The sequence below is a fragment of the Prevotella sp. Sow4_E9_plate genome (assembly GCF_052116205.1).
Taxonomy (GTDB): Bacteria; Bacteroidota; Bacteroidia; order Bacteroidales; family Bacteroidaceae; genus Prevotella.
Window position 1 is genome coordinate 35196 of the sequence record NZ_JBQKLN010000002.1, and the last position, 12737, is coordinate 47932.

Here is a 12737-nt window from a genome sequence, read left to right on the forward strand (position 1 = left end):
ACACGCCCTCTCAATACACACAAACCTGGTCAAGGACCAAGCCTTCGTCCAATGCCTTGATGAGAATGCGATGCTTCTTCATTCTGGCTACTGGCAATGTAAAGGATACGCGAGCCTGACATTGCAGGGTGTTCACCTTCCATAGCTCACTTCTGCCTCTGGTCTGAACCTCCCTTTCAACCGGATTTCCTGCGTCCAGCGACAGAGAGAAACGAAGTTTGTCATCCATAGGATGAGTCGGAACCCAGCGAACTTCGATGGTAACCGAATCACCCTTCACCTTCTTACCGTCGAAAACAAAACCTATCTCTTGATTTCGGACTATACTAATCGCCTTACATTCGTAACCCAATCCCTTCCACAAGTAAAGAGGACTGGCTGAAATGCAATCGTTGGCGCTCAAACATGCTATATATTCAGGATCTTTTGCCAAAGGCTGGGTAGCCACGGTATGAGGCACACGGTTGAATACCGGCAGCCTGCGTGGCTGGAAATCCATCATGCGGTTCCACTTGCCCTGATTGTAATAACCCTCATTGTATATCTTGGTGAGACTGATTATGCTGTCGTAAGCCGCCTCGCTCTTCTTCCAATACTCGGCAGAAACATCACGGGAAGAACCAGAAATTTCCTTTCCGTGGCGAGCCAGCTGCCCATAAAGGAGTTTATTGTTCATCTGGGCAACAGCCTGCACGGGATATTTGAATAGCTGATAGAACTCATCCTTGCGTTCCTTAGGCAATTCGCCCTTGGCTATCGCCTTATCGAGCATTCCCCCTATCTTCTCTGCCCTGTCAGAAATCGACTTGTAATCAGCCAATCTTGCCCGGATATAGACTTCGCTCCATGGCAGGTCAGAGATAATCTTATATTTCGGATTTCTTTCCTCGCATCGTGTATTCGCCATGAACTCCGGCTTGCGGATATACGCCAGCCGATAGCTCTCCTGCATCACCGGCAGCATCTCTGCAGCCAGCTTCTTGCCGAATTCGCGGGTCCAGAAGTTCTTCTCATGCTCTGCCAGCCATTCATTGTTAGGTTGCAGCTCCTTCTCTGGGGTATCGCCCGAATAGATGCGGTTCATATTCCACGCCATATCCAGGAAGAGCTCTATCTGATACTCAGCAGGCTTGATATCGCCCACATTGAGAATCCAGAACTTCTGAATGCCTTTGTGCCAGGCTTCAGACATCTGCTGGTAGAGTAAAGCTGGCGAGAAGGTGCCGAGCCAGAGATAATCATGAGGACGGCCCCAATAACTCACGTGATAGTAGATGCCGTTACCACCCTTGCGGGCACGCTCTTCGGCTGTAGGAAAGTGGCGCACCATACCATAATTGTCGTCGCACCATACGAGGCATACATCCTCAGGCACCTGCAGGCCTGCATGATACACATCGAGCACCTCCTTGTAAGGCACGAACAGCTGAGGTACCTGCGCCACATCCTTATTCACATATTTTCCCAATAACTCTCTCTGCGCCTTCAAGACGCTATCTAATACTGTTTTCTGTTCCTCAGTTGTCTTGGCTCCCTGCATGGCTCCATCATGAACGCCACGCATTCCGATGGTATAGAGGATAGGCTGACCAGCCACCTCCTTCACACGGTCTTCCCAGAACTGGAGCACATTCTCCCTGTTGTTCAGAAAATCATATTCTCCTACTCCTCTCATCTTCCATTCGCCAGCCGTACTCGAAGCCATCGGCTCACAATGGGAACCTCCGATGTAGATGCCATACTGCAGGGCCACCTCTCTGTTGCCTTCTGTCAGGAAGAAAGGACGGGTACATTCGTGCATCGCCGGCCAGTAGGTATTGGCACGAAGGCGGAGCAGGAGTTCGAAGATGCGGGCATTGGTCTTCGGACCTATATGACCTGGAATATCCGATGGTTCATAGGTCTTTCCCGACCATGGCATCAGTCCCCAATCCTCATCATTGATGAAGATGCCTCTATACTCCACCGATGGTGACTGCTCATTGTGATATCCTTCCTTCAGGGAGAATGCCTTGAGCTGCTTAGGCTCGGCATCTGCCCACCATTTCCACGGTGAAACGCCCAAGAGGCGAGACACCTCGAGGATGCCGTAAGCCAATCCATGATCATCGCTACCTTTTATATATAGGCAGCCATTGGCTGACTTTAGCAGGAAAGCTTCCTTCTTGTAGGCGAAGGCAGCGGCATCCCTCTGCAGGATGATGGAACTATTAACAGAAGTATTAACAAGTTTCATTTCCGAGCCCAGCACTTTTCGGATATCGCCCTTCAACATCTTCAAAGCTGTCTTAGCCACGGGTTCCATCCGGGCAGTATCAGCAGAAACCACCACCATCTGCCCGCTCTTCACTTCGAAAGCATTCGAAGCAAGACTCATCAGCATCGCCAAACTCTGAGTTATAATATACTTATATGTCATATATGATATTCTTAATAATTAATAATTTATATTTTCTGTTACTATAACCGACTATATCTTTTGTTTTCTGCTGCAAAATTAATACGAATAATTGGAAGAGAACACCTAAAATTCGTATAAAAAACAGCAAAATTCGTCAATCCTGCTACATTTGAATGATTTGTATCATTGGGCGAACAAAAAAACTACATTTCTATTTAAAATAAGATCATTCCGGCTGCTTATACTCGATGCCGAGTTCATCATCAACTGTGGCGATGACACCCAGAAATTGCCCCATGGCCACATGCGGTCCAAGAGGGTGTAAAAACAAAAAGGCTAGCGTGCGCTTGTGCATGCTAGCCCTTTTTATATTTCATCAGAATTAATCACTAATAACTAATCACTAATCATAGAATCCCGGCTGCTTATACTCAATGCCCAGTTCATCATCTACTGTTGCGATGACACCCTGAATCTGACCCATGGCAAACATACGGCCGAGGAGAGTGTAACCGGCATTGTGACCATGATTGCTCTCATCGAATACGCCACCTGGCTCATCAGTGAAGGTCATACCGTGGTCTACTCGCATTGGCAATCGACGACCGGAATTGCACTTGCCTTCCTGCTCAGCCTTCTCAAAGATGCGGCAAAGTTCAATGAGATGGCCGCGACCACCCAAGTGAGAAGCCTCTGTAAAGTTCCCGTTAGGGAAGATGTAGCAAGAGCGCAGATGAACAAAATGAGTGCGGTCAGCAAACTGCTTAGCCATTGCCACACAGTCGTTGTGCTCGCCGGCAGAGAATGAACCTGCACAGAAAGTCAGACCATTGTGCTTGTTTGGCACAGCATCGAGCATCCACTGGATATCCTCGGCACGACCGATGATTCTTGGCAAGCCGAATACAGGATAAGGAGGATCGTCTGGGTGAACACACATGTTGATATCGTATTCATCGCAAATAGGCATGATAGCCTCCAGCCAGTACTTCATGTTCTCCTGCAACTTCTTCTTGTCGATGCCATCGTAAAGCTTCAACAGGTCGCGGAACTTCTGGACAGGAGCAGAATCGCCCTCACTGAAGTTACCCGATACGAAACCCTGGGTCTTGATGATGATATTCTCTACCAGGGCATGATCCTGCTCTGGTGTAGAAGTCTTCTTGATTTCATCAGCCTCAGCCACGAGGTCTCTGCCCCACTTGTGCTCCTTAGAGAACTCAGCCCAATCCTCACGGGCGCCTTCACGCTGGAGGATATAGATGTCGAAGTAGGCAAACTCGCCCCAGTTCATATAGAGGTTGTTGGCTCCGTTAGGATTGTCGTGAGACAAATCGGTACGTGCCCAGTCCAAAACCGGCATGAAGTTGTAGCAGATGCACTTGATGCCTTCCTCACCCAGGTTGCGGAGACTTTCCTTGTAAACCTCAATCTGATGGTCGCGGTCAGGACCGCCATATTTCAGGGTTTCAACCACAGGCAAAGACTCAACCACGCTCCATTTCATGCCATAAGACTCGATGTACTCCTTGAGTTCATGAATCTTCTCGCGTGTCCAAACTTCACCCAGAGGCACATCGTGCAATGCTGTCACGATACCCTCCACACCTATCTGTTTCAGCTGGGCAAGCGTAATCTTATCCTTCTTGCCAAACCAGCGCCATGTTCTTTCCATATATCTTTATATATAATGTATTGGTTAAATCAAAAAAATGAATTATCTTGCAGCAACGTACTTGTGCAATGTCTGTCTTACGGCACCCTTGCCGGCGAAGAGTTCCTTCACCATGCCTTCTATCTGCTCGCCGAAGCCAGCCTCGTAGAGATCGAGTCCGAATACATCCTTGCGAGAATAGAGGTTCTTGAGGCAAGAGTAGTCCTGATCAGCCTTGCCTACCTCCAGAGGAGCCACGATGGCCTGCAGTTCTGCCAACAATGGGTCGGAAGATGGCTCGAATGGCTTCAGATTATCATCCAATGCCTTGAGATAACGGGCATAACCTGCCAATACCAGAGGAATCAACACAAGGTTGCTCTTGTCGAGACCACGGTCGATATACTTCTTGATAGTCTCACCGAAACGGATAGAGAGTTTCTGGCTGGTATCGGTAGCGATACGCTGAGGAGCATCTGGCATGAATGGGTTAGGCAGACGCTTGTTGATAACGGTGCCGATAAACTCGTATGGATTCAACACACCTGGATCTGTTACTACTGGCATTGCCTCGATATAACCTATCTTCTGGATGAAGGCACGAAGATCATCATCAGCCATCTCTGCAGAAATCAAGGTATAGTCGAGCATGCATCCATAGATAGACATCGCTGTATGGAGAGGGTTCAGACAGGTGGTTACCTTCATGGTCTCAACCTCATCCACAGTCTTGCGGGATGTATAGAGCGCACCGCCCAACTCCAATGGCGGACGACCGTTGGTATAAGTATCCTCGCAAACAAGATACTGCACTTCCTCGGCATTTACGAAAGGAGCGGTGAAAGTATGCTTCTCGGTGATAATCGTATTGTTATCCTCGAAACCATCCTCAGCGAGCATCGCCTGTACCTTCTCGTGTGGACGAGGAGTAATCTTATCAATCATAGACCAAGGATAGGTAATCTTGCTGCTGTCATTGATATAATCTACGAAACCAGCCTCTACGACACCATCCTGTGCCCAACGCTCAGCATAAGCCTTTACGCCAGCCTTAACATGGTCGCCGTTGTGAGAACAGTTGTCGGTAGACTGAAGAGTAAGTGGCAACTTGCCTGCCTTATAACGCTCATAGAGAAGAGCGGTAAGCTTACCCATAGCAAATACTGCATCAAGACCACGTGCCAAATCTGCATCATTATAAGAATATCCCTTCTCGGTGATGGTAAAAGTAACCATCTGCAAAGATGGAGCCTGGAAAATCTGAACCAAACGCGCCCAGTCGTCAGCAAACTGCTTGTCAGCCTTGATACTTTCGGTAATAGATGCGATAACCTTCTTTTCGATAGTACCATTAGACTGGAGGCCTACGAGAAGAGAGAGATTATTGTAAGGACGATAAGCCTTATCGATAATTTCGTAGTCGAAGCTTTCAGCAACAATAACACCACGATCGTACTTGCCGGTGTTAAGTGCATCGTTAAGAATAGCAGCAGGGAACGCACGGAAGATGTTACCAGCACCAAAGTGAACCCAAGTAGGTTCATCATGCGTCTTCTTAGCTACAGCAGCAATATCATACTTAGGGAGCTCATAACCTTTGGCTTCCCATTCTGTAGTTTGAAAGTTGTTAGAAAGAATGTCATTCAGTTTCATAATTAATAATTATTGATGTTGTTTTATGTAAATTTTTGCCTTTTTATAAGCAATACAATGATTCCTCTTCTGTTTAGTCAGAGCAAAATTACGAATTTAATCTGAAATACCGCTCCTTTTTAGAGATTATTTCAAAATATTGAACAAATAGAAACTTAAATTGAACAATTAGAAATGTTTCGGTAACAAAAAATGCTTTTCGCCCTGTTTCCTTTTTAACCAACAGCAGACTATTTGTATACACTTTACAGATTATCCAGTTCCTTGATCTGCTTTTTCGGTGTCACTCCAAGTCCCTTCAGGCTCTCTACCCTTCTCATCACATTGCCGGTGCCGTCATAGAGTTGCTTCTTAGCCTTATCAAAAGTACCCGAAAGGCGGGTTATCAGATCCCCCACACTCATAAAGGTATCTTCGAAGCCAGCCACCTTATCATACAGGTCAGCTGCCGTCTTCACGATTTTCTCCACATTCTTGTTCTGCCGGTCATACTGCCAGAGATTATAGGCAAGCTGGAGTGCCATGAGCAGATTGCTTGGTGAGATGATGATAATCTTCTTCTGATAAGCATAACGGCTGAGATCCGGCTGCTGCTTCATCGCTGCGATATAGCTGGTCTCGTTAGGAATGAACATCAGTACGAAGCCGATGGCATCATCCACCAGTTTAGAATAGTCTTTGGCTGCCAGTTCATCGATGTGCTTTCGTACGCTCAGCGCATGTGCCTTCATCAGGCGTTCCTGTTCAGCCTCATCTTCAGCTGCCAGAGCATCGGAATAGGCGGTAAGCGAAACCTTGGAATCGATGACCACACTTCTGCCTTCCGGGAATCTGACGATGACATCCGGACGATAGTTCTTTCCCTCTTCATCTTTCGTATTCTCCTGAATGAAGAATTCCTCATCTTTACGAAGTCCGCTGTTCTCCAAGATGGTTTCCAGCACCATCTCGCCCCAGTCGCCCTGCATCTTGCTGTCGCCCTTCAATGCCTTGGTCAGGTTGGCAGCATCGGAGCCAATCTTCTCGGTCTGCTCCTTCAGGTTCAGTACAGCCTGCTGCTGTTCCTGCTGGAAGAGTTTCATCGTGGCTTCGAAGGTGTTCTGCAGTTCCTTCTTGTTCACCTCGTTCTGGGTTTTGCTCTCCTCTACCGATTTCTTGAAATCAGCAAACTGATCCTTGATAGGTTTCAGGAGTTCATCCATCTGCAGACGGTTGTTTTCCTGCAGAGCCGACTGCTTGGCAGCCAACTGCTCAGCCGCCACCTTCTGCTGTTCTATCGTCATTCGCTGCATTTCCTGCTTCAGGCTCTCGAGTTTCTGTGCCCACTGCTGGTCGCTTTCCGCCCTGAGTCTGGCGGCATACTGTCGTTCGTTCTCCATCTGAACTTTTAAGGATTGAACTTCAGAAGCATGAGAATCCTTCAGACCTTGAACTTCTACAGCATGAGATTGCTTCAAGGATTGAACCTCAGAAGCATGATGCAGATTGCTCTGTTCAATGTTAGCCTGCAGCACCTGCGCCTTCGCAACAAGCTGCGTTTTCTCCTCTCCCGCACTTTTTGCTTCCATCAGTTTTCCCACGAAGAATCCGATGGCAAGCCCTATGATGATTCCAATTACTATTTCCATTTATCCTTGTTTTGAATGATTCTGTAAATCTGCAAAAATTATGATTTGCAAAAGTAATCATTTCAAGACATAACACCAAACATCATGGGGGATTCTTGTAGATATTTAACTCTTCGCATTTTACTATGCAAACAAAAAGAGCGCACCGCTATTGGCACGCTCTTTTCTTTAACTCATCTTTTAAATATACTTTATCGGTTGGCTGATTTCCATAGATAAGTATCAGTACAATGGATATCAGCACTCTGGTCAGCAATCATCAACTTGAAGTCACCTTCCTCCAATCTCCATTTGCCATCCCAACCAACGAAGGCCAAATCGTCTGCCTTTAATTCAAAGGTCACGGTCTTGGTCTCACCAGGCTGAAGCTCTATCTTGTTGAAGGCACGGAGACGACGACCATCAGGAACCATACTGGCGATGAGATCGCTGCTGAACAAGAGGACACTCTCCTTGCCTGCCACCTTTCCCGTATTCTTCACATCCACGCTCACCTTGATGATGTCGCCGTGGCGGAAATCAGACTGAGAAACCTTCAGGTTGCTATATTTGTAAGAGGTATAACTCAAACCATATCCGAAGCCCCACTGCTGGGTAATCTTCGCATTGTAGTCGTAAGCACCTTCCATCGTACCCACCTCCTCACTCTTCTTGAAGTCATAGTTGGCGAGCGAATTGATTTCCTTAGGATAGGTGTAAGGCATCTTGCCACTGAAGTTTGACTTGCCCGATACCAAGTTTACCAAGGCATCGCCGCCCATGTTGCCAGGGATAAGGATGTCGATGATGCCCTGTGCCAATGGTTCGATGTCAGCAATGAGACGAGGACGACCTTCATTCAATACCAGAACGACAGGCTTACCGGTCTTGGCGAGTTCCTTCACGAGATTGCGCTGGTTCTCTGAGAGCCAAAGGTCGGTCAGATTGCCCGGAGTCTCTGTGTAAGAGTTCTCACCGATGCAGGCAACGATGACATCAACATTCTTTGCAGCATCAACTGCGCCCTGAATCTGAGGTTCGTTCTCCTCCCAGTATTTTCCCTTCTCATTATAGGTAACACCCTGGTTCAAGATAACATTCTCCTTGCCATACTCATTACAGAATGCCTCATAGATGGTATTGTACTTGCCGGCAAACTCATCAGCACGATGCCCCTGCCAGGTATAGCTCCATCCACCGTCCAGGCAGCGCATCTGATTGGCATTAGGACCCGTAAGTAGAATCTTCTTGCCATGCTGCAAAGGAAGGATATTACCCTCGTTCTTCAGGAGCACCATACTCTCGGTAGCTCCCTCCAAGGCGAGCTTGGCAAACTCCTCGCCACCAAACTTAGGATAATTCTTCAGTTTCTGGGTTGGTTTTTTGAAGAGGTCGAGACGGTACTTCATGCGAAGCACACGGCGACAGGCATCGTCGATGCGACTCATCGGAATCTTACCTTCCTTCACCAGTTCTACAAGGTAGCCACAAGCATCGCAAGAATAAGGTTCCATAATCATATCGATACCAGCATTGATGGCAATGCGGAGCGCATCCTTCTTGTCCTTTGCCACCATCTCACGAGTATAAAGATTGTTGATGTCTGCCCAGTCGGTGATGAGCACACCATCCCATCCTGTCTCTTCCTTCAGCCATCCTGTCAGGATGTCCTTGTTGGCGTGCATCGGCATACCATTGACGGAAGCGGAATTCACCATCACGGTCAAGGCTCCAGCCTGCAGACCCGCCAGGAAAGGAGCGAAGTGCTTCTCTCGCAAGTCGGCAGGAGAGATATAGGCTGGCGTACGGTCTTTACCGGTCCAAGGCACACCATAGCCCATGAAGTGCTTCATTGAAGTGGCAATGTGATACTGGTCGATGTTGTTTGGGTCCTCGCCCTGGAAACCATAGACCATCGCCTTGCCCATCTCTGAACTGAGGTAGCAATCCTCGCCAAAGTTCTCCCAGATGCGAGGCCAACGGGCATCACGACCGAGATCAACGGTAGGACTGTAAGTCCAAGGCACGCTCACTGCACGAGTCTCATAAGCGGTAGCCTCAGCCGAACGGCGAGCTATCTCACGATTGAAGGTGGCAGCCACATTGATGTTCTGCGGGAAGAGGGTTCCGCCCTGTGTATAAGTAGAACCATGGTTCTGGTCGAGACCGAAGACACAAGGGATGCCGATGCGCTTCATCGAGATCTTCTGGATTTGCGCGATGTACTTCTCCCACTGCTTGGCGGTTGGTGCGCAGGTATTTGGAGCGTTGAGGATAGAGCCAATCTTATAGCGGGAAAGGATAGAATCGGTCTTGTGCTCGTCGATATAGAACACACCGTTCTTGTCGTTGGCACCAAAGAGGTCGGTCACCAATTCCATCATCTGACCTATCTTTTCCTCCAAGGTGAGTTTCTTCAGGGTTTGTTCTACCTGAGCCTCAATCTTAGGGTCGCTCTTGATAACTGGAACATTGGCACTGGCTGTATAAGCCAATGCCAACATTGAAATAGAAAATAATATTTTCTTCATAAGTCGTAAAGGTTTGACGTTTTATGATAAAAACGGAAATCTTTCCAATATATTATTCAATAGTTACTTTTTTTACGGTGTAACCGTCACCCACGAGGAGGAGACCATTCTGCTCTGTCAAGAGTTGGATAGAGAGGTCGGTCAGTTCAAACTCCCATTTAGCAGGTCCATTCACCATAATGTCGCCACGCTCTGGGTCGCCCTTACCAGTAAGGATGTTGTTCCACCAAGCTGTGGCAGCGGTACCCTGACCGTTTCCATCCACATAAACACGGAGGATGGTGCCAGCCTTCACCTTTGAGAGGAAGGTATCCTTCAAGGCATCGAAAGGAGTGCCCCATGTCACGGCAAACTCACCTTCCCAGAGGGTATTCTCCATAGATGGACGAGCCTCGGTGGTTACCTTGATGGTACCGCCAGGGAACTGGTTGCCCTCACCATCTACCAAAGTGATATCATAGTCACCATTCTCCAAACCTGTAGGAGCAGTGAGCTTCAAGGCTGTGCCCTCTTCGAGAACCTCGAAGGCTACTTCCTTGCCACCTACCATTACTTTAGTAACTGTACCGAGATTCTTGCACTTATGGATAGTGGTCTCAGCACCTGGAGCTACCCAAAGCTCGATGGCATTGGTACCCAGGGCTGGGTCATCGGCAGCAGGAGTCACGGTAACGTTCAAGGTGCGGGATGTGCTCTTGCCCTTGGTGGTGGTTGCCACAATCTTCAGTTCATGATTACCTACAGGCAATGTCTGGTCGATAGTGGTACCTTCATAAATCTGAGTGCCATCGAGCAACCATGTCACAGTGGTGTAGTGAACAGGAGTCACCTTGATTTCCAACTTATAATTAGTCTTGCGGTCTATCTTGGAATCAGCCAAGTCGGTGTTCAAGATACGTGGATCGTCATCTTCGCTGACAGTGAAGTATGGTTCATCGTCAGAAGAGCAAGAAGACAAGGTAGATGTACCAGCCAGTGCGAAACCCACGGCTAAGAGCATCATCATAGCCTTCAAAACTTTTCCCTTATATTGTTTCATTGTCTTATTCATAATTAATTATTCTATTCTATTGTCCTATAAGACTTAACATTTAACACTTAACATTAAACACTACTTGCTATATCCCTTTCCGAATGGAGGATTGAAGTCTGGCTGAAGGTTTACATCAGCCTTGTCCCACCAGAGGTGCTTGTGCCAATCGTCTGTACCACCCATGCGGTCGATGGCAGCCTTGTAGTTGGCATTGTTGTACTGAGCTTCCAACTCAGGATACTGCAAGCGGACAGGCATTGACCAATCGGAATCCGTATAAGTGAAACCATTCTTGGTCAAGAGATCACGATTCAAGATGGCAGGATAGTCAGAGCGGCGCATGTTAGCCCAACCCTCAGAAGGGTTCATCATGTGGAGAATCCAAGCCTGGGTGTTGATGGTCTCCTTAGGATTGTCACCCAACGGATTGTTAGCAATGAACGCATCTATCTCTTCCTTGGAAATCTTGTTGGATGTAAGATAGTAGTTGTTGAGCAACTCCATGCTGGCACGAACACCAGCCTCGTAGTGACTCTCTGCATCACCACCACCTACTTTCCAACCCTTGGTTGCAGCCTCAGCCTTGAGGAACTCTACCTCTGCATAGCTCATCAAGTCGCCAGGACAAGAAGGCATCTCGAAGTCGATGTTCAGGCAAGGACGACTAGCTCGGGCTATATAATCAGAGTTGGCATAAGTGTTCTCGTCTATCTCTGCATACTTCTTCAAAGTAGGAAGGTCATCCAACGTTGCTGGATTCATCCAGTCAGTGTACCAGGCTGCACCAGGGTTGCAAGGCTCCTCACCGAGACCCTTGTTCTGGAAGTAAGCCAGGAAATCATCGGTCAAGTCGATATTCTGTTCCTTATCTGGCTTCACCTGACTACGCTTGATATTGTAGTAGTGACGGCAGATGCGATAGAGACGAGGGTCATTGGTATTCTGCAACTGATAGAACAAGGTAGAGCATACCATGGTAGGCGATGTGGCATCCTGACCATAGAGAGTCTCGCTCAATGCATTGGCACGGAAATCGTAGTCGTTGGCTCCATCATAATAGGTAAATGGAGCATCAGCATACTTGATATAAGCATCATCGGCTGCACTGGCGATGGCACCGGCAGCTACAGCCTTCTCAAACTCCTCCTTTGCCTTCTGTGGATTAACATCGGAAATGCGCATAGCATAGCGCATACGGAGTGCATTGGCATACTTCTTCCACTGAACTACATCACCACCCATGCTGGTAACATCACCAGAAATGTGGTCGGTACCTGTGCCAAGCTGCTTCTCGCAAGCGTCAAGTTCCTCGAAGAACCAGCTGTAGAGTTCCTCTACGGTATCATACTTAGGGGTGGAGATACCTGAGATATAACCCAGACCTGCCTCCGAACAAGGCACGTCACCGTAGGTATCTGCCAAAACTGCCGTGAGATAGACACGATGGATACGAAGTGCCGCATTCAAGTTTGCCTTGTCAGCAGAATTGTGGATGGCATCCACAAGGTTCTTGATACTGATTTCATAATAGCGGTCCCAGACACGACGGGTCATATCATCTTCTCTGAAATTAGAACCAGCGTAATTGGTTACATTCCAACCACCAGCGAAATACTGTGGAAAACCAGTTATATAGTTACGGTAGGTATCCATCAGACTGAAGTCACCGTAAGTCTGCAACAAAGCTGTTGTCAACTGTGCGTTAGGGTCGAGCTCGTTCACTTTGGTCTTGTCGGTATTGATGTTGCTCAAGGTATCATCTGAGCAAGAAGTCATCGCAGTGCCGGTTGCCATCAGGGCGAAAGCCATCATCAGGCTGCTCTTACCTATATATTTCTTGATTATATTGTTCATTTTC

At 47.7% G+C, this 12737-nt stretch carries 7 protein-coding genes; all 7 read right to left on the minus strand.

Annotated features, from left to right (window positions below):
• Positions 1-10: 10 nt before the first annotated feature.
• The 7 genes from ACTQ53_RS01090 to ACTQ53_RS01120 all read right to left on the minus strand — a co-directional run bounded on the left by ACTQ53_RS01090 (position 11) and on the right by ACTQ53_RS01120 (position 12733).
• Positions 11-2419 (minus strand): glycosyl hydrolase 115 family protein, encoded by a 2409-nt coding sequence (locus ACTQ53_RS01090; RefSeq protein ID WP_441931715.1) that lies wholly within the window; start codon positions 2417-2419, stop codon positions 11-13.
• A gap of 385 nt (positions 2420-2804) precedes the next feature.
• Complete coding sequence (gene uxuA, locus ACTQ53_RS01095; RefSeq protein ID WP_006847799.1) at positions 2805-4076, minus strand: mannonate dehydratase; 1272 nt, start codon at positions 4074-4076, stop codon at positions 2805-2807.
• 42 nt (positions 4077-4118) lie between these two features.
• Positions 4119-5708, minus strand: a complete 1590-nt coding sequence (locus ACTQ53_RS01100) for a mannitol dehydrogenase family protein (RefSeq protein WP_295347140.1) — start codon at positions 5706-5708, stop codon at positions 4119-4121.
• 245 nt (positions 5709-5953) lie between these two features.
• Entirely contained in the window at positions 5954-7336 is a 1383-nt protein-coding gene (rmuC, locus tag ACTQ53_RS01105) for a DNA recombination protein RmuC (RefSeq protein WP_441931716.1), read from the minus strand.
• Positions 7337-7527: 191 nt separating this feature from the next.
• A complete protein-coding gene (locus tag ACTQ53_RS01110) occupies positions 7528-9846 on the minus strand; it encodes a glycoside hydrolase family 3 N-terminal domain-containing protein (protein WP_294970531.1) in 2319 nt (772 codons plus the stop codon).
• Between the two features lie 52 nt (positions 9847-9898).
• Entirely contained in the window at positions 9899-10885 is a 987-nt protein-coding gene (locus ACTQ53_RS01115; protein WP_295347143.1) for a hypothetical protein, read from the minus strand.
• A 72-nt stretch (positions 10886-10957) separates the two neighbouring features.
• Positions 10958-12733, minus strand: a complete 1776-nt coding sequence (locus ACTQ53_RS01120; RefSeq protein ID WP_441931718.1) for a SusD/RagB family nutrient-binding outer membrane lipoprotein — start codon at positions 12731-12733, stop codon at positions 10958-10960.
• Positions 12734-12737: the final 4 nt, after the last annotated feature.

What these genes read in the sequence shown, in the direction of transcription:
- ACTQ53_RS01090 (WP_441931715.1), bottom strand. Translation starts at nt 2,419, where the DNA reads ATGACATATAAGTATATTATAACTCAGAGTTTGGCGATGCTGATGAGT.
- ACTQ53_RS01100 (WP_295347140.1), bottom strand. Translation starts at nt 5,708, where the DNA reads ATGAAACTGAATGACATTCTTTCTAACAACTTTCAAACTACAGAATGG.
- ACTQ53_RS01120 (WP_441931718.1), bottom strand. Translation starts at nt 12,733, where the DNA reads ATGAACAATATAATCAAGAAATATATAGGTAAGAGCAGCCTGATGATG.
- ACTQ53_RS01115 (WP_295347143.1), bottom strand. Translation starts at nt 10,885, where the DNA reads ATGAAACAATATAAGGGAAAAGTTTTGAAGGCTATGATGATGCTCTTA.
- rmuC (WP_441931716.1), bottom strand. Translation starts at nt 7,336, where the DNA reads ATGGAAATAGTAATTGGAATCATCATAGGGCTTGCCATCGGATTCTTC.
- ACTQ53_RS01110 (WP_294970531.1), bottom strand. Translation starts at nt 9,846, where the DNA reads ATGAAGAAAATATTATTTTCTATTTCAATGTTGGCATTGGCTTATACA.
- uxuA (WP_006847799.1), bottom strand. Translation starts at nt 4,076, where the DNA reads ATGGAAAGAACATGGCGCTGGTTTGGCAAGAAGGATAAGATTACGCTT.